27 protein-coding genes and 2 pseudogenes are annotated in these 26780 nt (G+C 33.1%); 17 read left to right on the forward strand and 12 right to left on the reverse strand.

Annotated features, from left to right (window positions below):
- Positions 1–53: 53 nt before the first annotated feature.
- From infA to MST30_RS09150, 11 genes are all read left to right on the forward strand, one after another.
- Positions 54–269: a translation initiation factor IF-1 gene (infA, locus tag MST30_RS09100; protein WP_007094967.1), complete on the forward strand. Its 216-nt coding sequence runs from the start codon at positions 54–56 to the stop codon at positions 267–269.
- A gap of 23 nt (positions 270–292) precedes the next feature.
- Entirely contained in the window at positions 293–409 is a 117-nt protein-coding gene (gene ykgO / locus MST30_RS09105) for a type B 50S ribosomal protein L36 (protein WP_008269159.1), read from the forward strand.
- Between the two features lie 97 nt (positions 410–506).
- Entirely contained in the window at positions 507–881 is a 375-nt protein-coding gene (rpsM, locus tag MST30_RS09110) for a 30S ribosomal protein S13 (RefSeq protein ID WP_243471098.1), read from the forward strand.
- Between the two features lie 104 nt (positions 882–985).
- On the forward strand, positions 986–1369 hold the full coding sequence (gene rpsK, locus MST30_RS09115) for a 30S ribosomal protein S11 (RefSeq protein WP_179345458.1): 384 nt from the start codon (positions 986–988) through the stop codon (positions 1367–1369).
- Between the two features lie 171 nt (positions 1370–1540).
- A complete protein-coding gene (gene rpsD / locus MST30_RS09120; protein WP_243471099.1) occupies positions 1541–2146 on the forward strand; it encodes a 30S ribosomal protein S4 in 606 nt (201 codons plus the stop codon).
- A gap of 92 nt (positions 2147–2238) precedes the next feature.
- Positions 2239–3231 (forward strand): DNA-directed RNA polymerase subunit alpha, encoded by a 993-nt coding sequence (locus tag MST30_RS09125; protein WP_243471100.1) that lies wholly within the window; start codon positions 2239–2241, stop codon positions 3229–3231.
- Between the two features lie 72 nt (positions 3232–3303).
- Entirely contained in the window at positions 3304–3780 is a 477-nt protein-coding gene (gene rplQ / locus MST30_RS09130) for a 50S ribosomal protein L17 (protein ID WP_243471101.1), read from the forward strand.
- Between the two features lie 114 nt (positions 3781–3894).
- Complete coding sequence (carA, locus tag MST30_RS09135; protein ID WP_243471102.1) at positions 3895–4998, forward strand: glutamine-hydrolyzing carbamoyl-phosphate synthase small subunit; 1104 nt, start codon at positions 3895–3897, stop codon at positions 4996–4998.
- Between the two features lie 150 nt (positions 4999–5148).
- Positions 5149–6441 (forward strand): phosphopyruvate hydratase, encoded by a 1293-nt coding sequence (gene eno, locus MST30_RS09140; RefSeq protein ID WP_243471103.1) that lies wholly within the window; start codon positions 5149–5151, stop codon positions 6439–6441.
- A 243-nt stretch (positions 6442–6684) separates the two neighbouring features.
- Positions 6685–7971: a citrate synthase gene (locus MST30_RS09145; protein WP_243471104.1), complete on the forward strand. Its 1287-nt coding sequence runs from the start codon at positions 6685–6687 to the stop codon at positions 7969–7971.
- Positions 7972–8035: 64 nt separating this feature from the next.
- On the forward strand, positions 8036–8947 hold the full coding sequence (locus MST30_RS09150) for a dimethylarginine dimethylaminohydrolase family protein (protein ID WP_441372302.1): 912 nt from the start codon (positions 8036–8038) through the stop codon (positions 8945–8947).
- Here MST30_RS09150 and MST30_RS09155 read toward each other — a convergent pair whose 3' ends face one another.
- From MST30_RS09155 to rsfS, 6 genes are all read right to left on the reverse strand, one after another.
- Positions 8948–9214 (reverse strand): acyl-CoA-binding protein, encoded by a 267-nt coding sequence (locus MST30_RS09155; RefSeq protein WP_243471106.1) that lies wholly within the window; start codon positions 9212–9214, stop codon positions 8948–8950. It abuts the gene before it with no gap.
- A 1-nt stretch (position 9215) separates the two neighbouring features.
- Positions 9216–9869: a phosphatidylserine decarboxylase family protein gene (locus MST30_RS09160; protein WP_243471107.1), complete on the reverse strand. Its 654-nt coding sequence runs from the start codon at positions 9867–9869 to the stop codon at positions 9216–9218.
- Entirely contained in the window at positions 9859–10680 is an 822-nt protein-coding gene (locus MST30_RS09165; RefSeq protein WP_243471108.1) for a phosphatidate cytidylyltransferase, read from the reverse strand. Before MST30_RS09165 ends, MST30_RS09160 begins: the two co-directional genes overlap by 11 nt.
- Entirely contained in the window at positions 10680–11288 is a 609-nt protein-coding gene (locus MST30_RS09170; protein ID WP_243471109.1) for an LUD domain-containing protein, read from the reverse strand. Before MST30_RS09170 ends, MST30_RS09165 begins: the two co-directional genes overlap by 1 nt.
- A gap of 102 nt (positions 11289–11390) precedes the next feature.
- Positions 11391–13334: an ATP-dependent zinc metalloprotease FtsH gene (ftsH, locus tag MST30_RS09175; RefSeq protein WP_243471110.1), complete on the reverse strand. Its 1944-nt coding sequence runs from the start codon at positions 13332–13334 to the stop codon at positions 11391–11393.
- 53 nt (positions 13335–13387) lie between these two features.
- On the reverse strand, positions 13388–13759 hold the full coding sequence (rsfS, locus tag MST30_RS09180) for a ribosome silencing factor (RefSeq protein WP_243471111.1): 372 nt from the start codon (positions 13757–13759) through the stop codon (positions 13388–13390).
- Positions 13760–13853: 94 nt separating this feature from the next.
- On the opposite strand from rsfS, the gene MST30_RS09185 reads away from it, so the two are divergent.
- Complete coding sequence (locus tag MST30_RS09185) at positions 13854–14585, forward strand: biotin--[acetyl-CoA-carboxylase] ligase (RefSeq protein WP_243471112.1); 732 nt, start codon at positions 13854–13856, stop codon at positions 14583–14585.
- Here MST30_RS09185 and MST30_RS09190 read toward each other — a convergent pair.
- Together MST30_RS09190 and pyrE are read right to left on the reverse strand one after the other, a co-directional pair.
- Positions 14582–14977: an SRPBCC family protein gene (locus MST30_RS09190; RefSeq protein WP_243471113.1), complete on the reverse strand. Its 396-nt coding sequence runs from the start codon at positions 14975–14977 to the stop codon at positions 14582–14584. The genes MST30_RS09185 and MST30_RS09190 overlap by 4 nt on opposite strands.
- A gap of 28 nt (positions 14978–15005) precedes the next feature.
- Positions 15006–15650 carry an orotate phosphoribosyltransferase gene (gene pyrE, locus MST30_RS09195; RefSeq protein WP_243471114.1) on the reverse strand — a complete coding sequence of 215 codons (645 nt, stop codon included), beginning with the start codon at positions 15648–15650 and terminating at the stop codon, positions 15006–15008.
- A 121-nt stretch (positions 15651–15771) separates the two neighbouring features.
- Between pyrE and MST30_RS09200 the strand changes: the two genes are divergently transcribed.
- Positions 15772–16353 carry an NUDIX hydrolase gene (locus tag MST30_RS09200; RefSeq protein ID WP_243471115.1) on the forward strand — a complete coding sequence of 194 codons (582 nt, stop codon included), beginning with the start codon at positions 15772–15774 and terminating at the stop codon, positions 16351–16353.
- Between the two features lie 24 nt (positions 16354–16377).
- On the opposite strand, the gene MST30_RS09205 is transcribed toward MST30_RS09200, so the two are convergent.
- Positions 16378–18117: a M14 family metallopeptidase gene (locus tag MST30_RS09205; protein WP_243471116.1), complete on the reverse strand. Its 1740-nt coding sequence runs from the start codon at positions 18115–18117 to the stop codon at positions 16378–16380.
- 112 nt (positions 18118–18229) lie between these two features.
- Between MST30_RS09205 and ctlX the strand changes: the two genes are divergently transcribed.
- Complete coding sequence (gene ctlX, locus MST30_RS09210) at positions 18230–19162, forward strand: citrulline utilization hydrolase CtlX (RefSeq protein ID WP_243471117.1); 933 nt, start codon at positions 18230–18232, stop codon at positions 19160–19162.
- Positions 19163–19189: 27 nt separating this feature from the next.
- Here ctlX and MST30_RS09215 read toward each other — a convergent pair whose 3' ends face one another.
- The 3 genes from MST30_RS09215 to MST30_RS09225 form a co-directional block, all read right to left on the reverse strand.
- Positions 19190–21244, reverse strand: coding sequence for a tetratricopeptide repeat-containing sensor histidine kinase (locus MST30_RS09215; RefSeq protein WP_243471118.1), 2055 nt, complete (start codon positions 21242–21244; stop codon positions 19190–19192).
- Positions 21245–21574: 330 nt separating this feature from the next.
- A complete protein-coding gene (locus tag MST30_RS09220; protein WP_243471119.1) occupies positions 21575–22687 on the reverse strand; it encodes a glycoside hydrolase family 53 protein in 1113 nt (370 codons plus the stop codon).
- Positions 22688–22735: 48 nt separating this feature from the next.
- Positions 22736–23104, reverse strand: coding sequence for a bleomycin resistance protein (locus tag MST30_RS09225; protein WP_243471120.1), 369 nt, complete (start codon positions 23102–23104; stop codon positions 22736–22738).
- A gap of 119 nt (positions 23105–23223) precedes the next feature.
- Between MST30_RS09225 and argS (MST30_RS15785) the strand changes: the two are divergent.
- The 3 genes and pseudogenes from argS (MST30_RS15785) to MST30_RS09235 all read left to right on the forward strand — a co-directional run.
- Positions 23224–23907 (forward strand): annotated as a pseudogene (gene argS, locus MST30_RS15785) (arginine--tRNA ligase domain-containing protein); the annotation flags it as partial.
- A gap of 189 nt (positions 23908–24096) precedes the next feature.
- Positions 24097–25359 (forward strand): annotated as a pseudogene (gene argS, locus MST30_RS15790) (arginine--tRNA ligase); the annotation flags it as partial.
- Between the two features lie 117 nt (positions 25360–25476).
- Positions 25477–26772 carry a carboxypeptidase-like regulatory domain-containing protein gene (locus MST30_RS09235; RefSeq protein WP_243471122.1) on the forward strand — a complete coding sequence of 432 codons (1296 nt, stop codon included), beginning with the start codon at positions 25477–25479 and terminating at the stop codon, positions 26770–26772.
- The last annotated feature ends 8 nt before the right edge of the window (positions 26773–26780 follow it).

The following is a 26780-nucleotide window of genomic DNA, read 5'->3' on the forward strand; positions in this document are numbered from 1 at the left end:
TAAAGTTTAGGCAAGGTATTTGTTAAATGAAGACTGAACATTAAAAATAAATTATGGCAAAGCAAGCAGCAATAGAACAAGACGGAACAATTATAGAAGCATTATCTAATGCAATGTTTCGAGTTGAATTAGAAAATGGTCACATTGTGACGGCACACATATCTGGTAAAATGCGTATGCATTACATTAAGTTGTTACCAGGTGATAAAGTAAAATTAGAAATGAGCCCTTACGATTTAACTAAGGCTCGTATAACCTATAGATACTAATAAGTATTTAAAAACAGATACAGATGAAAGTAAGAGCATCAGTTAAAAAGAGAAGTGCTGATTGTAAATTAGTACGTCGTAAAGGAAGACTTTACGTTATTAACAAAAAGAATCCAAGATTCAAGCAAAGACAAGGATAAAAAAGTCAATTAGTAATTAGTAGTTAGATGAATCTGTTCGAAATCGAAAGGTTTAGGATTCTAACAACTAAAAGCTAACAGCTAAAAACTAAATTATATGGCAAGAATTGCAGGTGTAGACATACCAAAACAAAAAAGAGGAGTTATCTCTTTAACTTATATCTATGGAATAGGTAGAAGTAGAGCTAAGGAAATTTTAGAAACTGCTAAAGTTGACGAGAGCACTAAAGTACAAGATTGGACTGACGACGAAATCGGAGCAATCCGTGAGGCTGTTGGTGCATTTAAAATCGAAGGTGAATTACGTTCTGAAACTCAATTAAACATTAAGCGTTTAATGGATATTGGATGTTACAGAGGTATTCGTCACAGAGCTGGTCTTCCTTTAAGAGGACAACGTACTAAGAACAACTCTCGTACAAGAAAAGGTAGAAGAAAAACAGTTGCTAACAAGAAAAAAGTAACTAAATAATAACAGACATTAGTCATTAGTAATTAGACGTTAGATGAATCTGCTCGAAATCGGAAGGTTTAGGATTCTAACAACTAAAAGCTAACAACTAGAAACTAAAAAATATGGCAAAGTCAAGTACAAAAAAACGTAAAGTAATAGTAGATGCTATAGGTGAAGCTCACATTACAGCTTCATTCAACAACATCATTGTTTCCTTAACAAATAAAAAAGGTGACGTAATTTCTTGGTCATCTGCTGGTAAAATGGGCTTTAGAGGTTCTAAAAAGAACACTCCTTATGCAGCACAATTAGCTGCAGAAGATGCTGCTGGTGTAGCTAAGGAAGCTGGTTTAAAGAAAGTAAAAGTATACGTAAAAGGTCCTGGTAATGGTAGAGAATCTGCTATCAGATCTATTCACAACTCAGGTATTGAAGTATCAGAAATTATCGATGTAACTCCAATGCCACATAACGGTTGTCGTCCTCCTAAGAGACGTCGCGTATAGTAAAGCACACATACTAAAGTTAATATCAGTCGATTATTCGGTTGATATTAACTTTTTTTATGTACATTTGCAAACTGAAAAATTAAAAACAAGTATCAACGGGAGATTAACGGTTATAGAAGGATAAGCTTAAGACCTTAATTTTATAATCACTCTCAAAATTAATTTAAAATGGCAAGATATACTGGTCCTAAAACTAAAATAGCTCGTAAATTCGGACAAGCTATCTTCGGAGACGATAAAGCCTTCGAAAAAAGAAACTACCCTCCAGGTCAACACGGTAACAACAGAAGACGTGGGAAAAAATCTGAGTACGCAATCCAATTAATGGAAAAGCAAAAAGCAAAATATACTTATGGTATATTAGAGCGTCAATTCAGAAACATGTTCAAAAGAGCTACTGCTGCTCAAGGTATTACTGGTGAAGTATTATTACAATTTTGTGAGTCTCGTTTAGATAACGTGGTTTTCAGAATGGGTATTGCTCCAACTAGAAGTGCTGCAAGACAATTAGTATCTCACAGACATATTACAGTAAATGGTGAAAAGGTAAATATTCCTTCTTACCAATTAAAAGCTGGTGATGTTGTTGCAGTAAGAGAAAAATCTAAATCTTTAGATGCTATTCAAGCTTCATTAGCTAATTCTAGCAATGTATACGAATGGATTACATGGAATAACGATACAATGCAAGGAACTTATGTTTCTGTACCTGCAAGAATCCAAATTCCTGAGCAAATCAACGAGCAGTTCATCGTCGAACTTTACTCTAAATAATAAATTAATAATATTGGTATTTGGCCAAAGGGTTTATGGTCTTCTTCAAACCTTTAAACCGCGCAACCAAATAACAATCAAAACGAAGAAAAATGGCAATATTAAATTTTCAGAAACCAGATAAAGTAATCATGATTGATTCTACTGATTTTGAAGGTAAGTTTGAATTCAGACCTTTAGAACCAGGATACGGATTAACAGTAGGTAATGCTTTACGTAGAGTATTATTATCTTCTTTAGAAGGTTTCGCAATCACTTCTGTTAGAATAGAAGGTGTAGATCATGAGTTTTCTACAATTTCTGGTGTAGTAGAAGATGTAACTGAAATGATATTAAACTTAAAGCAAGTAAACTTTAAGCGTCAGATTGATGAAGTAGACAACGAAACTGTTACTATTTCTATCTCTGGACAAGAGCAAATCACGGCTGGTGATTTCCAAAAGTTTATTTCAGGTTTCCAAGTATTAAATACAGATTTAGTAATCTGTAACTTAGATCCTAAAGTAAATATCAACATGGAGTTAACTATAGAAAAAGGTAGAGGATATGTTCCTGCTGAAGAAAATAAAAAAGCTTCTGCACCAATTGGAACAATCTTTACAGATTCTATCTACACTCCAATAAAAAATGTTAAGTACAGCATCGAAAACTTCCGTGTAGAACAAAAGACGGATTATGAAAAATTAGTTTTCGAAATCTTAACAGATGGTTCTATCCATCCTAAGGATGCTTTAACAGAAGCAGCTAAAATATTAATCCACCACTTCATGTTATTCTCAGATGAGCGTATTACATTAGAAGCTGATGAGATTGCACAAACAGAAACTTATGATGAGGAGTCACTTCACATGAGACAATTATTGAAGACTAAATTAGTTGATATGGATCTTTCTGTACGTGCGCTTAACTGTTTAAAAGCTGCTGAAGTAGATACTTTAGGTGATTTAGTATCTTTTAATAAAAATGATTTAATGAAATTCAGAAACTTTGGTAAGAAGTCTTTAACTGAGCTTGAAGAATTAGTGAGCGTTAAAGGTCTTAACTTTGGAATGGATTTAAGTAAATACAAATTAGATAAAGACTAATTATAATTAATTATTAATCATATTTTGCTCCTCTAAAAATGAGTTTGGTAGCAAGATGATAAAACAAGAGTCATGAGACACGGAAAAAAATTCAATCATTTAGGAAGACAGTCTGCACACAGAAAGTCAATGTTAGCTAATATGGCATGTTCTTTAATAGAGCATAAGCGTATTAACACAACAACTGCTAAGGCTAAAGCTTTAAAACAGTTTGTGGAACCGTTAATTACAAAGTCTAAAGAAGACACTACTCACAATAGAAGAATTGTGATGTCTAGACTTAGACAAAAAGAAGCGGTTGCTGAATTGTTTAGAGATGTAGCTGCAAAAGTAGGTGATCGTCCAGGTGGTTATACTCGTATCATTAAGTTAGGAAACCGTTTAGGTGATAACGCTGATATGTCTATGATAGAATTAGTAGATTACAATGAGCTTTATAATGCTGATAAGCCTGCTAAGAAATCAACTCGTAGAAGTAGAAGAGGTGGTAAGAAGAGTACAACTGCTGTTCCTCCTGTAGAAACTCAAGCTTCAAACGAAGAAGAATAATCGATGTTGATAACGATTAATAAATATAAAGGATAGACTTTTTAAGTTTATCCTTTTTTTTTGGAATTTTGTAAAACTTTTTCTGCTAATGCAGAAATCTCATAAACATTGCACATGAAATATAAACAAAGAAAAAAAGCACTGATTCTATTAGAAGATGGTACCATTTTTTATGGTAAATCAATAGGAAAAGATGGTACAGCATTTGGTGAAGTATGCTTTAATACTGGTACAACAGGTTATCAGGAAATTTTTACTGATCCTTCTTATTTTGGTCAATTGATGGTTACCACAAATGCACATATTGGTAATTATGGTACTAAGGAAGATGAAATGGAATCTGAAGATGTTAAGATAGCAGGTTTAATTTGCAAAAACTTTAGTTTTGAATACTCTCGCCCTGCAGGAGATAGTTCATTAGAAGATTTCTTTGAAAAATACAATACACTAGCCATTGCAGATGTAGATACAAGAGCTTTGGTTAGCTACATAAGAGATAACGGAGCAATGAATGCTGTTATTTCTACAGAAGTAGATGATGTAGATAATCTTAAAAAGCAGTTAGCTGAACAGCCAGATATGAAAGGTTTAGAGTTGGCTTCAAGAGTATCAACTAAAGAGCCTTATTATTTTGGTGATGAAAATGCAACATATAAAATTGCGGCTTTAGATATAGGAATAAAAAAGAATATTCTTAGAAATTTAGCCAAGCGAGATGCTTATATAAAAGTATTTCCTTACAACTCAAAATTTGAGGATTTAGAAGCATTTAATCCAGATGGTTACTTTTTGTCAAACGGACCAGGCGATCCAGAACCATTGGTAGAAGCACAAGCAGTAGCAAAAGAAATTATTGCCAGAAATAAGCCATTATTTGGTATTTGTTTAGGACATCAAGTTATTGCTTTAGCTAACGGAATTTCTACTTATAAAATGCATAATGGACATAGAGGTATAAACCATCCGGTAAAAAATCTTATTACAGGAAAAGGTGAAATTACATCTCAAAATCATGGTTTTGCTATTAATAGAGAAGAAACCGAAGCCAATGATAATGTAGAAATAACTCATGTACATCTTAATGATAATACAGTAGCAGGCATTAAAATAAAAGATAAGAATTGCTTCTCGGTACAGTACCACCCTGAAGCAAGTCCTGGACCAAATGATTCAGTATATTTATTTGATCAGTTTATAGAGAATATTAAAAATAACTAGTAGAAAAAACGCAACAAAATTCGAGATTTGTTGCGTTTTTTTAGTTTCGAAAACATTATAGTAAATATTAATCGTAATTATGATTTTTGTTCTGTTTTACGGTCTATATTTTCGTAATTTTGGAATAATCAACAATTAAAAAATAAAGAAATGAGCATTATAGTTAATGTACACGCAAGACAAATTTTAGATTCTAGAGGTAATCCAACTGTAGAAGTAGATGTTGTAACAGAAAATGGTATTATGGGAAGAGCTGCTGTGCCTTCTGGCGCATCAACTGGTGAGCATGAGGCTGTTGAATTACGAGATGGCGGAGATACTTACATGGGAAAAGGCGTGTTGAAAGCTGTAGAAAATGTGAATTCAACTATAGCTCAAGAGTTACTTGGTATATCTGTTTTTGAACAAAATATGATAGACCAATTAATGATTGAGATTGATGGTACAAAAAATAAAAGCAACTTAGGCGCTAACGCTATATTGGGTGTTTCTCTTGCAGTTGCCAAAGCTGCCGCTAATGAATTAGGAATGCCATTATACAGATATGTTGGTGGAGTATCGGCAAACACGTTACCATTACCAATGATGAATATCATTAACGGTGGTTCTCATAGTGATGCACCAATTGCATTTCAGGAATTTATGATTATGCCTGTTAAAGCAGAAAACTTTACACACGCTATGCAAATGGGAACAGAGATTTTCCATAACCTTAAAAAAGTATTACACGATAGAGGTTTAAGTACTGCAGTAGGTGACGAAGGTGGCTTTGCTCCAAACTTAGCTGGTGGAACAGAAGATGCACTAGATTCAATAAAGTTAGCTGTAGAAAAAGCAGGATATAAATTTGGGGAGGACGTTAAGATTGCTCTAGATTGTGCTGCAGCGGAGTTTTATGTTGATGGTAAATATGACTATACAAAGTTTGAAGGCGAATCTGGTAAAATAAGAACATCTGCAGAGCAAGCTGATTACTTGGCTGAACTAGCTTCAAAATATCCAATTATTTCTATTGAAGATGGTATGGATGAAAACGATTGGGACGGTTGGAAAGTTTTAACAGACAAGATCGGTGATAAAGTACAGTTGGTAGGAGACGATTTATTTGTAACCAATGTAGAACGTTTATCTCGTGGTATTGAAAACGGAATAGCAAATTCTATCTTAATTAAAGTAAACCAAATAGGTACCTTATCTGAAACTATTTCTGCGGTAAATATGGCACACAATGCTGGTTACACATCTGTAATGTCACATAGATCAGGTGAAACAGAAGATAACACAATTGCAGATTTAGCAGTAGCATTAAACACAGGTCAGATTAAAACAGGTTCAGCGTCGCGTAGCGATCGTATGGCAAAATACAACCAGTTATTACGTATAGAAGAAGAACTTGGAGATGTAGCTTACTTTCCTCAAGAAAAAGCATTTAAAGTGAAATAACATTCTTAAATATATTTATATGTATGAAAAGCCTATCCATTTATTCGGATAGGTTTTTTTGTACTTTTCAGTTAGAAAATAGTGGTCTAAATAGTGCCAGAAAGAGAATGAAAATTATTTCTTTTTTTCTATTGATTTCAAGAATACCCAAATTGTTAAAACGATTGTAAATTGACTTCCGAAATCGTTTGATATTTTGTAAATTAGCAATCCTTAAAAATTCACAAAAACAAGTAAAAAAATATGTCAGATAAAGCTACCTTAGAAATTAATGGTGAAAAGTATGAACTACCACTAAAAGTAGGAACTGAGAAAGAAGTTGCCATTGATATAAAAACCTTAAGAAATGCAACAGGAGGTGTTATTACCTTAGATCCTGGATATAAAAATACAGGAAGTTGCGAAAGTGCCATAACCTTCTTAGATGGTGAAAAAGGAATACTTAGGTACAGAGGCTATTCTATTGAAGAATTAGCTGAAAAAGCTGACTTTTTAGAAGTTGTATACTTATTGATTTTTGGTGAATTACCAACGCAAGAGCAATTAGACAAATTTTCAAAAGATATTAAAGAAGAGTCTGTTGTAGATGACGATGTTAAAAAGATATTAGATGCTTTTCCTAAGTCAGCACATCCAATGGGTGTATTGTCTTCTTTAACAAGTGCTTTAACCGCATTTTATCCATCTTCTGTTGATGTAAATTCAGAAGAGGCCATGTATAATGCTATTGTTAGAATCTTAGCAAAGTTTCCGATTCTTGTGGCTTGGACAATGCGTAAAAAACACGGTTTACCATTAGATTATGGTGACAAAAATTTAGGTTACGTAGAAAACGTGCTTAAAATGATGTTTAAAAGACCAGATAGCGAGTATGAACAAAACCCAATTTTAGTTAATGCTTTAGACAAACTTTTAATTCTACATGCAGATCATGAGCAAAATTGCTCGGCTTCAACAGTAAGAATTGCAGGTTCTTCTCATGCAGGTTTATTTGTATCCTTAGCATCTGGTATTTCCGCACTTTGGGGACCATTACATGGTGGTGCTAACCAAGCGGTATTAGAAATGTTAGAAGCTATTAAGGCTGATGGAGGAGATACTAAGAAATACATGGCAAAAGCAAAAGATAAAGAAGATCCTTTCCGTCTAATGGGCTTTGGTCACCGTGTATATAAAAACTTTGACCCTAGAGCAAGAATAATTAAAAAAGCAGCAGACGAAGTTTTAGGAGATTTAGGTGTAGAAGATCCTATTTTAGATATAGCGAAAGGACTTGAAAAAGAAGCTTTAGAAGACCAATATTTTGTAGATAGAAAATTATATCCTAATGTAGATTTCTATTCAGGTATCATCTATAGAGCAATGGGTATTCCTGTGGAGATGTTCACGGTTATGTTTGCACTTGGTCGTTTACCAGGTTGGATAGCACAATGGAGAGAAATGCGTATGCGTAAAGAGCCAATCGGACGTCCTAGACAATTATATATCGGTGAAACTTATAGAGAGTTTAAAACCATTGATAAAAGATAATTTATTAAATTAAATAGCAAAAAGCTTCATAATAATACTATGAAGCTTTTTTGCGTTTTAAGTGATGAAACTAAATATACAAAACGAAACGTCTCGTCTTAGGGCTGTTATCTTAGGAACAGCAGAGAGTAATGGACCAGTACCTTCAATTGAAGAAGCTTATGATCCAAAATCATTAGAGCATATAAAAGCAGGAACTTATCCAACTGAACAAGATATGGTCGCCGAAATGGATGCGGTTGCTAAGGTATTTGAAAAATATGATGTTAAAGTTTACAGACCGAACATTATTAAAGAATGTAATCAAATCTTCACTAGAGATATTGGTTTTGTAATAGATGATGTTTTTATTAAAGCAAATATACTACCTGATAGAGAAGAGGAGTTAAACGCTATTCAATATATTATAGATAAAATAGACAAGGATAAAGTAACGCGTCCTCCAGAAGAAGTGCATATTGAGGGAGGTGATGTTATTGTTTGGAACGATCATATTTTTATTGGTACATATAGAGGTGAAGATTACTCAGATTATATTGTTGCTAGAACTAACCAGGCAGGTGTAGATTATATAGCAAACAAGTTTCCTAATAAAACAGTAAAGAGTTTTAATCTTAGAAAATCGCAAACTAATGCTATGGAAAATGCATTGCATTTAGATTGTTGTTTTCAGCCTATTGGAAAGAATAAAGCGATATTACATAAAAACGGATTTTTAGAGAAAGATGAATACGAATGGCTTGTCGATTTCTTTGGAAAGGATAACATTTTTGAAATTACAAAAGAAGAAATGTACCACATGAATAGTAATGTATTCTCTATTTCTGAAGATGTTATCATTTCAGAACAAAACTTTACCCGTTTAAATACTTGGTTGAGAGAAAATGGTTTTACTGTTGAAGAAGTACCTTATGGTGAGATTGCTAAACAAGAAGGGTTACTTCGTTGTTCAACTTTACCTTTGATAAGAGATTAATTATTCGCGGTATAGAAAGTACTTGTTCACCAGATCTATATACTCTTTTTTAGCTTCATCTTGGCTAATGTTTTGTACTTGAAATAAAGCATTAGTCTTAAAAGCATTAATTATAGGTTTACGACTACTTGGTCTCCCATAATCGTTGGTTGCTTTTTTATAATAGGCATATAAGCGCAGTAAAAAGTCAGCAGGAAACGGTTCTGTATGCGCGTTAATACGATCTACAGCATCTTCAAACTCTTTATGTAGCTCTTCTGATGTCATCCTATTTCATTTCGGCAATAATACTTTCTCCACCTCTTACTTTTTGGTTAAGCTCTACCTTAATCTCTGCATCTAAAGGTAAAAATAAATCTACTCTAGAGCCAAATTTTATAAATCCAGAATCTTCTCCTTGAACAGCTTTAGAATTTACAGTAGCGTAGTTAACAATACGTTTTGCAAGCGCTCCTGCAATTTGACGATATAGCACTTTACCAAAACTTTCATTTTCGACGACAACAGTTGTACGCTCATTTTCTTCGCTAGCTTTTGGATGCCATGCTACCAAATATTTACCAGGATGGTATTTACTAAAACTTACATTTCCGCTTATAGGGTATCTTGTAACATGCACATTGATAGGAGACATAAATACAGAAACTTGTATACGCTTGTCTTTAAAAACTTCGTTTTCCATTACCTCCTCTATAACTACAACTTTACCATCAACGGGAGATAGAGCATGCTTTTCATTGGCATGAGTATGACGTTTAGGATTCCTGAAAAATTGAAGAATAAGAATAAAGAAAATAAGTATGGCTATCATTAAGCCCTTTCTGAGCCATTCATTAGTAACAAACTCGTCGATTAAAAAAAATGATCCTACAACAAGGACTAATGTAATAAATATAATTTTATGACCTTCTTTATGAAACATAGCTTAGTATTCTTAAAAACAAATATATAAATGGTGACGCAAAGATAATACTATCTAGTCGGTCTAAAAGCCCTCCATGCCCAGGCATTATAACTCCACTATCTTTTACACCTGCTTGACGTTTAAATTTAGATTCTATTAAATCACCCAAAGTACCAAAGACACTCACAATAATTGCCATAATTAGCCAACTAGTAAAACCTAGAGTCTCAGTATATTTAGCAATGAAATAACTAGAAATACAAGCAAAAAATAATCCACCCAGAAAACCTTCAACAGTTTTTTTGGGTGATATACTTGGAAATAGTTTTTGTTTTCCAAAGTTTTTGCCAACTAAGTAGGCTGCACTATCGTTAACCCAAATGAGTATAAAGCCACCTAAAAGTAAAAGAGGTGTAAATACATTTTTATAATTAGCTATGAGTAGCATAAAAATGAAACCACTGGTTAAATAGAACGTTGTTACAATAAAATTCTTGGAACTAAAAATAGGAATGCGTTTAGTCGTAAATAAATCCTTTATAAGAATTAAGTTAACAAATATGGTGATTACCAATACAATCTGAATGGCTTCATCACTGCCAGATGTATTTTTATTCCAAAGGCATAAATACCAAAACCCACCAAAAAGTAAAATGAAAATAATATACTGCGCAAAAGATTTTAGCTTAATTAGATTGCTGAATTCAGCTAAGCTTAAAATTCCAAATAATAGAAGTAAAGCAGTTAATGCATTTTGCATATACAAAGACCCAATGAGTAATAACACGTAGATAACGCCAGATATGGCTCTAATGGATAATTCTTTCATTATAAGTCTTCTAATAGAAGTAGGTATAGATTTTTTGCACTACTTCCATAGGTAAGAAAATCTTTGTCGTCCGCAGTTTTAAAATGCTTTATAGTGGTAATGTTTGTTGGGATTTTAGATTTGCTTTTTGCTTTAATGCCTTTTAAACCTTCACCTATATTTTCTGCAAATTGACTTGTTGTAGCATAGATTATAAAATGCTCAGGTAGCTCTTTGAGCTTTTTCTCAGCAATCTGGTTAGATGAAATTAGTAGGGAACCGTCATCAGAAATTAAGTATTCGCAGGTTGACAAAAAATACTTGCTTTCAGAAATTTTATTAGTACTATTAAGCTTGATATCTTTAAACAAGTCTAGTAAACGTTCATCAATAACAAATACTTTATCGTTGTGCCATTGATTTTCATCTAAAATAGCATTGAAACTTTCCTTAACTTCATTCATATTTTCGCAATACAAGAACTTGCCTCCATTAGCCTTGAAGTTTATGGTAAAACGTTCGTCGGCAGGCAACTTAATTTCAGGCATGTACTTGCCACGCTCTTGATTTGGTATTTGTTCTTCGGATTGATTTGATTTTTTTCCGAAGAGTTTACGAAATAAGCTCATTCAACTGCTACTATTAATCCTAGGTTAGTGCATTTCTCAAATATAAAAAAACTTAAATTAACATAAAGTCAATTTAAGTTTTTTATATGATTGCAGTGTAGTTTATTCTTCTTCCTCTGCAATTATTTCTTCTTTGTCAAAAGCACGTTTTCCGAAGATTTTTTCAAGATTGTCCTTAAAAATTACTTCTTTATCTAACAGTACTTCAGCAAGTTCAGTAAGTTTGTCTTTGTTTTCTTCGAGAAGTTTTACTGCTCTTTCGTATTGCTTTTCTATAATATCAGAAATCTCTTTATCTATAAGCTCAGCAGTTTGCTCGCTATATGGTTTTGTAAATCCATATTCAGACTGACCCGAAGAATCGTAATACGTTAGGTTTCCTACCTTATCACTCAGTCCATAAATGGTAACCATAGCTCTAGCTTGCTTTGTTACTTTTTCTAAATCACTTAAAGCACCAGTAGAAATTTTACCAAAAATAACTTTCTCTGCAGCTCTGCCACCCAATGCAGCACACATTTCGTCTAACATTTGCTCTGGTCTTACAATAAGGCGTTCTTCTGGTAAATACCACGCAGCACCAAGAGAACGACCTCTAGGTACAATAGTGACTTTTACTAAAGGCGCAGCATGCTCTAACATCCAGCTTATAGTGGCATGACCTGCTTCGTGAAAAGCAACGGCACGTTTTTCTTCTGGAGTTATAATTTTATTTTTCTTTTCTAATCCACCGATGATTCTATCAACAGCGTCTAAGAAATCTTGTTTGTTAACTGCTTTTTTACCTTTTCTTGCAGCAATTAAAGCGGCTTCATTACAAACGTTAGCGATGTCAGCACCAGAGAAACCAGGTGTTTGCTTTGCTAGGAAATCTATATCTAAAGTCTCCTCTTTTTTAAGTGGACGTAAGTGTACTTCAAATATCTCTTTACGTTCTCTTACATCTGGAAGGTCAACATAAATTTGTCTATCAAATCGACCAGCACGCATTAATGCGCTATCTAAAACGTCTGCTCTGTTGGTTGCTGCTAACACAATAACATTTGTATTTGTGCCAAAACCATCCATTTCAGTTAATAACTGGTTTAATGTGTTTTCACGTTCATCATTAGAACCAGAGAAATTGTTTTTTCCTCTTGCTCTACCAATGGCATCAATTTCATCAATAAAAATAATTGATGGTGATTTTTCCTTAGCTTGTTTAAACAAATCTCTTACACGAGAGGCTCCTACACCTACAAACATTTCTACGAAGTCCGAACCAGATAGTGAAAAGAAAGGCACTTTTGCTTCGCCTGCAACGGCTTTTGCTAATAAGGTTTTACCAGTTCCTGGAGGTCCTACAAGTAATGCACCTTTAGGAATTTTACCTCCAAGTGAGGTGTATTTTTCAGGAAACTTTAAAAAATCTACAATTTCTTGTACTTCTTCTTTAGCTCCTTCTAAACCTGCAACATCTTTAAAAGAAGTTTTAGTGTCTGATTTCTCATCGAAAAGTTTGGCTTTAGATTTTCCTATGTTGAAAATCTGTCCGCCAGCTCCGCCACCTCCGCCAGAAGACATACGTCTCATTATAAAAATCCAAACACCTATAATTAAGATAAATGGTAGAAGTGTAAGTAGAAAATCTCCCCAAACGTTTTGCTCGGTTTCATACTCAACAACAGTGCTGAGATGATTCTCATCTATACTTTTTTTAATGTCTTTTTCGAAATTTTGAAGATCACCAAATTCAAATTTATAATTCGGAATTGGAGTTACCGAAGGAAGAATAGTATTTGGTTTCGACTTTTTGTGAATCTCTTCTTGTTGAGCTTCTTTAGTTAAATAAACTCTTGCTTCTCGCTTGTTTACAATTTCTACCTTAGCGACATCACCTTTATCCAAATATTCTATAAACTGTGAAGGGTTAATCTGTAAACCTGTAGATCCACCAAATCCACCAGAAAACAATTGAATTGATATGAATATAGCGATGATAACACCGTAAATCCAATACGGATTTACTTTTGGTTTTTTATTTAAATTTTTATTGTCTTTTGCCATTTTTTTTGCCGTCTTTCGACTTCGCTCAAGATAAACTTCAGCGGTAATCTTTTTTAGTAACTTGTTTCTATTTGCGTCATTTTAGCGTCTCCCCATAGACTTTCTATGTCGTAGTATTCTCTTATGTGTTTTTGGAACACATGTACTACAACATTTACATAATCCATTAAAACCCATTCGGCATTATCTGTACCTTCAACATGCCAAGGTTTGTCTTTAGTGGTTTTGCTTACTAACTTTTGTATGGAGTTGACGATTGCGTTAACCTGTGTATTAGAAGTACCTTCACAAACTATAAAATAATCGCAAACCGTATTTTCAATATCTCTTAAATCTAAAATTGTAATTTCTTTTCCTTTAACCTCTTCTATTCCAGCAATGATTGTGGTAATGAGTTGGTCTGCGCTAGTTTTTTCTTTCGTCATTAAATTGAATTAAATTTATGCAAAGTTATTATTTTTTTAGTTCTTGTAAACCCTAAATGTCATAAGAAAACTATAAAAATAGACCTTTATTTACATGTACATTATCAAACTTGATGCCATTGACTCCACAAACAGTTACCTTAAGGCTATGTCTGCGGTTAATCTGCCAAAGGATTTTACGGTTGTTGTTGCTAACCATCAAACGCAAGGGAGAGGACAAATGGGTACAATATGGCAAACGGAAGATGGTAAAAACCTTACGGCTAGTGTGTTTAAAGAGGTAGGTTCTATTGCAATAGAAAAGCAGTTCTATATAAGTATGGTTGTAGCTATATCAATTTGTAAGGCGCTAGATTACTTAAAAATCCCGAAATTATCTATAAAATGGCCTAACGACATTTTGTCAGCAAATAAAAAAATTTGTGGTATTCTTATAGAAAATGTGATTAAACAAAATCAACTTAAAGGTTCTATCATTGGATTTGGATTAAACGTTAATCAAAAACATTTTGATAATTTACCTAAAGCATCATCTATGAATTTGCTTACTGGAATTGTTTATGATAGGGATGAAATTCTATCTGGTATTCTAACTGAGCTTCAAGCGTATTTCAAACTTTTAGATGCTAAAAACTATTCCGAAATAAAAACGCAATATGAAACCCTATTGTTTAGAAAAGATAAACCTTCAACATTTAAAAATGAAGATGGTACTATCTTTTCAGGAATTATAAAAAGTATAACTGAAACAGGTAAACTTAACGTTTGGACCGAAGATGATATTATAAAAACCTTTGATTTAAAACAAGTAACCTTGCTTTATTAAATCGCAGTTTTCATATTGGTTACTAAGGTTTCAATAAATTTATTGATTGGCCCTTTTATCATCATAGCCATCATGGCATTGAACTCTCCGCTAAAAGCTAGTTGTACTTCACTTTTATTAGCTTCAACTTCTGTAATATGACCGATAAGTGAGAAATCTAACTTTCCGCCGGCAGCACCCAAAACAATTTTGCTATGTGGCACTTCTTCTTTTTTCTTGAGTACGATTTCTGGCATACCTTTTAATGCAAAAAGAAATTTGTCGTTATCAAGAACTTCAAACTTACTGATGTTCTCTGGCATTAAATTTTCAAAATTTTTAACGTCGGATAAGAAATTGAATGTTTCTTCTGCTGATTTATCTAAAGTTACCTTTGGTGATTCTAAATTCATGTGTGATATATTTTTTGGAATGTATTTATCAATTAGCGTTCCATTCGCTTGGATTGGCATTCCATTGTGCTAAAATGTCTTGTTCAGCTTTGGTAATATAATTGGTGTCTAAGGCTTGTTCTAAAAGATTTTCGTAATTGCCAAGGGTGTGTAATTCTATATTAGCATCGTTAAAGTTCTTTTCTGCAACATCAAATCCGTAAGAAAAAATAGCCACCATACCTTTTACGTTAACTTTGGCTTCTTTTAAGGCGGCAACAGCGTTAAGACTACTTTTTCCGGTGCTAATTAAATCTTCTACCACAACTACAGTTTGTCCTTTTTCTATATGACCCTCAATTTGGTTTTGGCGACCATGCTTTTTTGCTTCTGGTCTTACATAAACAAACGGTAGGTTTAAATATTCTGCCACCAAAGCTCCAATACCAATTGCACCAGTTGCAACACCAGCAATAACATCTGGTTTGCCATAGTGGTCTTCTATGTGTTTTGCCATGGTTTCTCTTATGTAGTTTCTTATGAGTGGATAAGAAAGTACAATTCTGTTGTCGCAGTATATTGGTGATTTCCAGCCAGAAGCCCATGTAAAAGGCTCTTTGGGTTGTAGTTTTATAGCATTAATCTGCAATAAAACTTCTGCGGTTTTTTTAGCGGTTTCTTTGTTAAAAATCATGCTGCAAAATTAATGAATTTTATAAGTTTTTGAATTTTAAAACTAATTTAATTCTAAGTTTAAAAGCGGTTTAATAAAAAATAATATTTTTACAATTGATAAGTTATAACTAACCCAATCTATGTATACTATTTATGTAGGTGATAAACCTATAATTTTAACTACAAAAGTTGAAAAGGAAACCGATTTTAAATCATTCCTTCTTAAGTCTGTTAATATAGGTAAGGTTATAAAAATGCTGAATAGTACAGATCTAAACGCTGTACACCTCATACACAATAATCCAGATAAGCTTCTAAAGCACTTTTTGAAACTTTTGCCAAACGTTGTTGCTGGTGGAGGAAAAGCCTATAATGCCAGCAATGAAATATTATTTATCTACAGAAATGATAAATGGGATTTACCAAAAGGTAAAATAGAAGGCAAAGAATCTATTGAAGAAACTGCCATTAGAGAAGTAGAAGAGGAGACTGGAGTAGAGGGTTTAAAAATCACCAAACCTTTACCAACGACGTATCATATCTTTAAGCGTAATGGTAAGCATAAAATAAAAATCACCTATTGGTTTGAGATGAAAACAAACTTTGATGGTAAACTCTATCCACAAGAAAAAGAAGGAATCACAAAAGTAGAGTGGTTAGACGAAAAAGCTGCTCAAAAAGCTTTAGAAAACAGTTATGCTAATATTAAGTTGTTGGTGTAAACTCTATAGAAAGTAATCATCTTTTTATTTTAATCTATAAACAGGATACTGCAAATGAGACTTTTCATAATGCTTGCTCTTTTTGTGCAGCCAATCTAGTTGCGCATACCAGTTATTGGCAAACTCTTCGTCGTAGCTAATCTTAATATTGTACTCAATTTGTAACTTCGGGTTTTCCCTTAAAAGCTGTTTAGCTCTGTCTTCCCATACATATGGTGAAAATCCTTCCTTTTGTTGTAAGATGGTATCGAAAAAATTCCAGTTAAAAAACGAATCTGGTGCTGTTGGTTCTAAAGTTTCAATAAGGTAACGAAGTGCTTTTTGGTCTGTCTTTACCAAATAGTCTCCTTGTCTGAAAGTTATTTTTTGTTTAGACATTTTAACTTTGGTGGCATAATGTAGATAGTGTCCTTCGTAAGGCGAAGTTCTTGTTTTGTAATCCTCAATTCTATAAGATTCTACGGTTAAAGTGGTGTCTTTTTCAAGGTAAATTAATTCTACTTTGTTCAGTTTAAGTAAGTCTATAACATTATACCAACCTTGCGGAATAACGTAGGCCTTAGGAATAGTTATCGAATCTGTTGACTTAAAGTAGTTCTGATAAGTCACATCTTTGGTAAAAGGTTTACTTCTATCATATTTTAGGCGTTGGGCACCTGTTAATTCACTTGGAATCATTTCCCCTTCAAAACCTTTAAATTTTAAAGTTGAAAATTTTGTTGTGTCAACAGACCACAATAAAGGATAGATATCTCCTGGTTTCCATTGACTCTGCTGGGCACTTCTGAGTTCAGCTATTTTTTTTGAGTCTTCTTCGGTAATCTCTATCATGCTCTTCATTAGTTCGTAAGTGCCTTCAACACGTTGTTTGTACGGTTTTAGCATGTGCGTTTCTACCATCATACCCAGTGTGTTAAATAGCGTTGTGTAACCTGTAGAATAACGAGGTGAATCTAAAAATTGCGAAAAGCCAGACTCTGGTGTACGGTTAAATACATTAACATAAGGTGTAATATCCCATTCTTTTTCGGCTAATTTTTGTTCAAGTTTTGGCATCATTTCTAAGTGAAGATAAGCACCCAAATTACCACCCAATTTGTTGTGTTGGGTAAACAAATGTGTTAGTGTGTATTGGTAATCTGCACCATTGCTTACATGATTGTCTATAAAAACATCTGGCTGAACCAAATGAAATATTTCAGCAAATGTTTTGGCGTTTTTAGTGTCACACTTTATGAAATCTCTGTTTAAATCGTAGTTGCGAGCGTTGCCTCTAAAACCATATTCTTTAGGACCATTTTGATTAGTTCGTGTGCCAGAATTTCTGTTAAGACTTCCACCAATGTTGTAAATAGGTATAGTAACTAAAACCGTGTGCTTTGGTGCTTCAATTTTACCTTGTATTATGTCTCTGTAAAGCATCATGGTAGCATCAATACCATCAGACTCACCAGGATGAATACCATTATTGATAAGTAAGACTCTGTTGTTAGCTCTTAGTTTATCAAAATTATCCCCAGAATTTTCCATGTTTAACGTTACAATATGTAACGGTTTTCCAGAATCAGTTTCACCCATTTCTCGGATTGAGATCTCACTATAGCTATTAGCTAAATCCTTGTAGAACTTAATTGTTTCGTTATATGTTGCTGTTTCTGTTCCGTCGCTTTTTTCAAAAACTGTGGTAAAATCTATGTCTTTTAAATTGTTGTTTTTTTCTGTGCAAGATGCAAGTACTAACAAGAGAATTATGAGTTTTTTCATACGTAATGATATTGTCATTCAAACTTACAGATTTTAAGTCTAAAAAATGTTAACATCATAAAATTCAAAATATAAAAAAGACTAATTTTGCAGCACTTTCAAAAATTAGAGAATGCAACAAACCACAAATACTATTTTAATGATTCGTCCTGTAAATTTTAGGATGAACGAACAAACTGCTGTAAACAACTATTTTCAGGAAGATATTGATTTAAAAAATGCAGAGGTCAATGCTAAGGCACAAAATGAATTTGATACTTTTGTTGAAAAATTAGAGGCTGTTGGTATTAACGTTGTAGTAGAAAGTGATGATGAGTTAGTGGATACTCCAGACTCTATTTTTCCTAATAACTGGGTGAGTTTTCATAGTAATGGCGATGTGGCTTTGTATCCAATGTTTGCAGAAAACAGGCGTAAAGAGCGACGTGATGAGGTATTCATTAGACTAGAAAATGAAGGGTTTAAAATTGAAAATATTGTAGACTATACTTCTGCAGAAGACGAAGGTGTTTTTTTAGAAGGTACAGGTAGTCTTATTCTAGATCGCGTTAATAGAAAAGCTTACTGTGCATTATCGCCAAGAGCAGATGAAGATTTATTTATAGAATTTTGCGAAGATTTTGAATATACTCCAGTAGTTTTTGTAGCCAATCAAACTGTAGAAGGAAAACGTTTGCCTATTTATCATACTAATGTTATGATGTGTTTGGCAGAAACTTTTGCTGTGATTTGTTTAGACTCCATAGATGATAAAAAAGAGCGTAAAAATGTAATTAAGCATTTAAAGGAAGATGGTAAAGAAGTTATAGCCATTTCTGAAGCGCAGATGCATCAGTTTGCTGGTAATATGTTACAACTTAGAGGAAAGAATGACCAACGCTATTTAATAATGAGTGAAGCGGCTCACAAAAGCTTAACGCAAGACCAGATTAATAGAATTGAAAGACACTGCCTAATCATTTCAAGCTCATTAGAGACTATAGAAACTTGTGGAGGTGGAAGTGCACGCTGTATGATGGCTGAAGTATTTTTGCCAAAGTCTTAATAAGTTATTCTGTTTTTTACTTAAAAGTTAAGCCTCTGACTTAGGAAGCTCTATAAAGAATTTACTGCCTACGTTTACAGTACTCTCAACCCAAATACGTCCGTTGTTAAGTTCTACTAAATCTTTGGCTATGGTTAATCCTAAACCTGTACCTTTTTCGTTCTTGGTACCAACAGTAGTAAAGTTCTTATTGGCGTTAAAAAGTTTTTTGATGTTTTCTTCAGAGATACCAACACCAGTATCTTCAACACAGATTAAAGCTTTACCATTAACATCTTGGTTAGATACAGTAATAACATCACCAGTTCTACTAAATTTAACTGCATTGGTAATTAAATTCTGAATAACAATCTCTACCATGCTCTTGTCTGCATAAACAAAATCGCGTTGAGATTCATCTATAAGTACTATACGCTTGTCTTCAACTTTTTGTTCTACCAATGCCATTTTAGTATGAAAAACGTCCTGAATATTAAACAACTCTGGGTTTGGCTCTAAATTCTGCATTTGCGATTTAGACCAGTTTAATAAATTGAACAAAAGTGAAGACGCATTATTTGCATTTTCACTTAACTCAGGGATTAATTCTCTAAATTCTTCTTTAGAAATACTGTCTTCTTTCAATAGATCTAAAAAGGCCTTTATAGATGAAATGGAATCTTTTAAATCGTGAGAAACGATAGAGAACAACTTGTCTTTTACTTGGTTAACCTCTTCAAGATGATGAGCCTGCTCTAGGATGGCTTCACTGCGTATCTGCTCTTGCTTTAATTTTTCTTTCTGCTCAATTATGGTTTCTCTGTATTTTTTACTTTTTAAATAATTAAGTAATAATAACGTAAGTAGAATAGCCGTAGCAGCAATTGCACCATAAATAATCAGAGGGTTGTTTAACCAGGTCTTTATGGTTTTGTTGTTGTTATCTTCTTCTTCAAAATTGCCTATTTCCTCTTCTATGAGGTTGGAAGTGTTTAAATCCAAAGGTTCGGTATCAACAGGAAACACAGGCTGATTTATCTTTAATAGTTCATCCTTTAAATCGTAATATTTATTTTGCCAGAAAAATGCATTCTGATAATAACCACGTGTTGAATCTAAGGCAATATGAAGCTTGTAATTTTCTAGAAGCGCTGGTTTGTTGTCAATTTTTTGAGCAATGCTGTAAGCCTCGTTTAGTTGAATTTCTGCTAGCTTGACTTTTCGTTTTTGAAGGTTTAGGTTTCCAATGGCATTTAGTGCCAATAAAATACCTTCTTCATTGTTTTGCTTTCTATTGTACTTTAATCCTTCTACCAAATATTCTGAAGCCTTATCGTATTCTTTAAATTTTAAATATTCACTACCAAGCTTTGGCAATATCTCGCCACGTAAGTTTTGATCTTTGGTAGGATTTAGCATCTCTAAAACTTTTTCGTAGTACTCAATAGATTTGCGGTATTCTTTTCTCAGAGAGTATAGATCTGCAATGTTTTTTGTAGAAGTTATAATGCCATCTCTATCACTAATTTTTTTTCTAACATCTAGCGCTTTAAAATTAAAATCTATGGCTTTATCAATCTGATTGGTTTTAAAATAGGCTTCTGCTAGGTTGTTATATGCAGAACTAAGCTCATCAAAAAGATTTTGCTTTTCAAAAATATCAATGGCAGATAAAGAGTTTTGAAGTCCAACGGTATAATTACCACGCTTTATTTCTATAAGCCCAATACTGTTACTTACTTTGGCTACACCTAGTGTATCACTAATTTGTAAATAATATTTTCTAGATTTATCGTAGTTATCAATAGCATTAAAATAGTCGTTACGTTGCGTAAAAATTAATGCTCTGTAGTATGTGCTTTCGGCAAGTCCCTTAGTGTAGTTTAGTTTTTCAGAAAGTTTAGCAGTTTGATTTACGTATAGTAAAGCTTTTTCATAATCTTCAACTGCGTATAGTTCATCAATAAGCATTAACGAGAGGTCAACCTTTGTAGAATCAGCTTCGTGATACGCTAATTTTACTGTAAGGTCGTCTATTCTTTCATTTTGAGAAAAGCCAATGAAAGTTAATAGACAAACAGTTAATGTTATTAACTGCTTCATCACTTAGCGGTTGATAGACGAAGTGTTATGTTTTGGTTTACGTAACTTTTATTGAAGGTTAAAAAAAGTAAGTCAACACTAAACAAAAACAACGTGGTTAATGTTCGATTATAAAGCCTCATTTAATGTTTGGGACATTTGTTAATAGCCTACCAAAAATGCCATAATGTGCTTAAATACGCTAATTATTAAGATTTAATGCTAATAAATTAGATGAAATGACAGATGAAATTCACAAAAAAAAAGTTGTATCGATTAACGGCAAAAATCATAGGAAAACGACCGTTTTATCGATGAAATGCACGCAAGATTTAATGTGTTGATATTTAGTTAATTAGAGTTAAATGTTTCTAATGCTGGTAATGCTTTTAAATCAAAATCAAAAAGACATTGGTTTTCCCATGATGTGCCATTTGTTGAGGTGGCTTCGTTTCCATCAAAGGCTACCCAATCTGGTGCCCAATAACAAAATCCAATACCATGGTTATTGGGTATATTTTTTATGGTTTGTATCAACCATTCAAAGTATGCTTTTTGTCCTTGAGGTGTAGGTGAAAATTCATCCAAAATTTGATCTGAGCTTCCAATATAATTTGTTAGGTTGTCGTTCCACTGTAAAGTGAAAGGATAAGCCACTTCTACCATTAAAATGTCTTTATCGAAGTTGTTGGCAAGTTCGTTTAATTTTGAAGCAACAAGATCTAAATCTTTGGTTTGAAATTGAGGGTAATAAGATAACCCAATGATGTCAAAATCAATGTTGTAAGGCTCTAATTCATTAAAAAAGAAAATAGCATTTTCTACACTAGAATGATGTAGCATTATACGTGTTTTGCCTTCGGTGTCAACATCTCGTACAGCACGTATAGCTTCAGATACTAGGTCTGTGTAATTGTCCCAATTATTGCTAAAATTGCCCCAAACTCTGCCAAAATCCCATAGAAAACCACTGTCTGTTTCATTGCCAATTTGTATAATATCTGGTAATGTGTTTTGGGCTTTTAATTGTTGTACAACATCTTTTGTGTAATTATAAATTGCCACTTTTAGTTGGTCGATATTCATATTTTGCCAAGCAACTGGCGGAGTTTGTGTGCCAGGATCTGCCCAATAATCACTATAATGAAAATCGAGTAAAAAGTCCATGTTACGAGCTTTTATTTTTTGGGCATAAGTCTTTACATCTTCAAGTCCGTTTTGTCCATCTTGTGGTGTATGCCAAAGTTTTAAGCGGACTAAGTTGGTGCCTTTAGACCTTACGAAATCTAATAATTCAACAGAGTTACCATCTTCATCTTTATAGTTTAGGTCATAGTTTTCTAACTCACTTTGAAACGACAAATCCATGCCTTTGTATAATTGATTTGAAGTTGCATCATTTGAGTCATCATTACTAGAACAAGACGTTAAAATGATTAGGCATATAATCCAATACTTTTTCATTCTGATTTTCTTAATTCTGGACTTGTACATTATTAGATTTAAGAACTATTATTCCGAAATTTCTTGACCAAATTTAATCAAATTTCCATCGAGGTCTATAATGGCAAATTCACGCATGCCATAAGGATGATTTTTTAAGGTTCCGTTTGGGTGAATTACATCAAAAGTCTTTAATTCTTCATAGAGCGTATCTATGTCTTCTACATCTACATAACAACTTGTGTTTTCTGGGTGAATTTTGTCGTTGCATTTCCAAAAATGAACCACAAAATTATCACGTGCAATTACAGCATAATTGTCGTCTAAGTAGCCAACCTTATTAAAGCCAAGTTTGGTTTTATAGAACTCTACAGTCTTTTTGATATTCAAAGATGCTAAAACAGGAATGCCTTTTAGGAGGTGAGATTTTCGTTCCATTTTTAATTGATGTTTTTGTATGTCTTTAAAAATAGGGAATTATGATGCACTATTATCTTAATAGAATAATAAAACTGCTATCTTTGCAACCATTTTAAAAAGCTAAAATTAACACAAATATGAAGCTTCAGGATACTTTAGAATTACATGTAAAAGCAGCTGTAAAGGAATTGTTTCAGGCAGATTTAGAATCTGTAGAATTTCAGGCAACTCGTAAGGAGTTTGCAGGAGATATAACTGTTGTTGTTTTTCCTATGTTGCGTGTGGTAAAAGGAAATCCTGTAGCTATTGGTGAGCAGATAGGGCAATATCTTAAAGATAATGTGGCCTTGGTTAAAGGATTTAATGTGGTTAAAGGCTTTTTGAATATTGAAATTGATGATTCATATTATATAGATTTCTTTAACAGCATTAAAGACCAAAATAACTATGGTTTTGCCAGTTTAAAAGACGATAAAGCTGTAATGGTAGAATATTCTTCGCCTAACACCAATAAACCATTGCATTTAGGACATGTTAGAAACGTGCTTTTAGGCTATTCGGTTTCTGAAATTTTAAAAGCTTCGGGAAAGAAGGTCTATAAAACCCAAATCATCAACGATAGAGGTATTCATATTTGTAAAAGTATGTTGGCTTGGAAAAAGTTTGCTGACACAGGTATAGATGGCGAAAGAGAAACTCCTGAAACTACTTCGAATTCAGAATTGAAAAAAGGGGATAAACTGGTTGGTAAATATTATGTGGAATTCGATAAAGTGTTTAAAAAAGAAACGAATTTGATTTTGAATGAAATTTCAGAAGAGAATTTTATAAGATTTACTTCAGTTGAAATTAAGCAACTTAAAGTTTTGAAAGCCAAAGTAACTGAATTAAAAAAAATACTCTCGAATAAAGAGCGATCTCTGAATCTCGATGGGTTCAAAGGGTTAAATACTCATTTAGAGATAACCATTGAAGGTGCTGTTGATAATAATTGTTTATGGAAGGATGTTGTTAAGAAGTATGATAAAAGATTAATGGATAATAAAATATTGTCTAACCCTAATCATTTAAAAGAAATAGAGAATATTCTCAAAGATGTTATAACTGCTGAACAACGAGTATTAGATACAGAGTATGAAATAAAAGAGATTGCTAAAAAGAAAGCTCCAATCCTTTTAGAAGCCCAAGAAATGCTTCGTAAATGGGAAGCAGGAGATGCTGAGGTTGTTGCCCTATGGGAAAAAATGAATGGTTGGGTTTACGAAGGTTTTGAAGAAACTTACAAAGCTATTGGTGTTGATTTTGATAAATATTACTACGAAAGCCAAACCTATCTTTTAGGAAAAGAATTTGTTGCCGAAGGTTTAAAAAGCGGTGTGTTCTTTAAAAAAGAGGATGGATCTGTTTGGTGCGATTTAACTGAAGATGGTCTTGATGAAAAAATAGTGCTTAGGGCAGACGGAACAGCAGTTTATATGACCCAAGATATTGGTACAGCTATACAACGTATTAAAGATTATCCAGATGTTGGAGGTATGGTGTATACTGTTGGTAATGAGCAAGATTATCACTTTAAAGTACTGTTTTTAATTCTTAAAAAACTAGGCTTTGATTGGGCAAAAAATCTATATCACCTAAGTTATGGTATGGTAGATTTACCAAGTGGTAAAATGAAGAGTAGAGAAGGAACTGTAGTAGATGCTGACGACCTTATTCAAGAAATGGCAGATACTGCTGAAGAGATTTCTAAAGAATTAGGAAAGTTAGACGATTATTCAGAAGACAATAAAAAAGCACTTTATAAAACCATTGGTTTGGGTGCGCTTAAATATTACATCTTAAAGGTAGATCCTAAAAAGCGAATTTTGTTCGACCCTAAAGAGTCCATAGATTTTCAGGGAAATACAGGGCCTTTTATTCAGTACACTTACGCTAGAATTCAATCTATATTAAGAAAGTCTAACATTGACGAAAATGCAACTCTAAGCGCAGCCGAAGTGTCACTTCAAGATAAAGAACGAGATCTCCTTAAGCAGTTAGAGCAATTTCCAGAAGTTATTCAAAATGCTGCAGAACAACATAGTCCTGCATTGGTCGCTAATTATACTTACGATTTGGTGAAAGATTTTAACTCGTTCTATCAAAATGTATCTATTTTAGGTGCAGATAAGGAAGAAGAAAAAATCTTTAGAGTACAGTTGTCTAAAACCGTTGGACAGACCATAAAAAATGCATTTAGCGTTTTAGGTATTGATGTGCCAGAGCGCATGTAGATTTATTAAGAAATATCTTACCAAACATAGTTGTTGCAGTAGTTTTAACAGATTGCTAGGCAATCTTTTGACCGTTTTTGAGTATCTTAGGAGAGGTTGAAATTAAAGAGTTACGCTATGCAAACTACACGGTATTTTAAAACTTTAGCCAACACATTTCTTACTGTTTTGTTGGTGACATTTACTTTAACTGCTCAGGAGAATTTCTCAGAGTTTAGTGGTAAAGTGGTAGATGGTAAAACAAATAAGGCTCTAGAGGCAGTTAGTCTTAATGTTAATGAAACTAATGTAAGTACCATTACAAATTCTGAAGGAGCGTTTGTTTTAAAAGTCTCAAAAGCGCATTTAGATTCTAAGGTTATTGTTAGTTTATTGGGTTATAATACTAGAGTTGTTCCGTTATCTGAATTATCTGGTAAAGACAATACAATAGAATTGTATAGAGCAGTTACAGAACTCTCTGAAGTAAATATTTCAGCGTTTAAGAATGCAGAAAGTTTGGTGAGAAAGGTGTTTGACAAAAAAAGCAAAAACCATCAAGACGAATCGGTTTACATGACCGCTTTTTACAGAGAAACCATAAAACGACGAAATAGAAATGTATCGCTCACCGAAGCTGTAGTTAACATTCTAAAGTATCCTAACAGGTCTTCTATAAGGGATGCTATATCATTAAATAAAGCAAGGAAAAGTACTGATTATAAGCGACTAGATACAGTATCTGTAAAACTTCAAGGAGGTCCATTTTCAGCCATTTATTTGGATATTATGAAATATCCTGAATATATTTTTACTGATGCTACTATAGGCAGCTATAACTTTTCTTTTGATACTCCATCTAATATTAATAACAGAAACGTTTATGTGGTAAATTTTAGTCCTAAAAACAACGCTTTAAATTATAGTTACAATGGCAAGTTATTTATAGATGTAGAATCTTTGGCATTAGCGAGCGCAGATTATACTTTAGACCTTAGCAATAAAAGTAGAAGCAAAAATCTATTGGTAAAAAAGAAACCAAGTAATGTTATTGTTTATCCTTTAGAAGCTCATTACAAAGTTAATTACAAGGAGAAAGAAGGAAAATGGTATTATAGTTATTCTAACTTGTTTTTGAAATTTAAGGTGAATAAAAAGCGGCAAATTTTTAATAAAGTCTATTCTTTATCTAGTGAAATGGCAGTAACAGATTGGGAAATAAATTCTACAAATAAAAGAATAAAAAGTAAGGACAAATTAAGGCCTTCTGTTATTATTACAGATGCAATTTCGGGTTTTTCAGATTCTGATTTTTGGGGGAAATACAACCTCATAGAACCAGATAAATCCATTGAGTCTGCAATAGAAAAAATTAAAAAGAATATTGAAAGACAAAAAGAGAAAGATGAACGTTCGGTTAATGGAAATCCTTAAGTTTTAAG

The sequence above is a fragment of the Winogradskyella sp. MH6 genome (assembly GCF_022810765.1).
In the GTDB taxonomy this organism is placed as follows: Bacteria; Bacteroidota; Bacteroidia; order Flavobacteriales; family Flavobacteriaceae; genus Winogradskyella.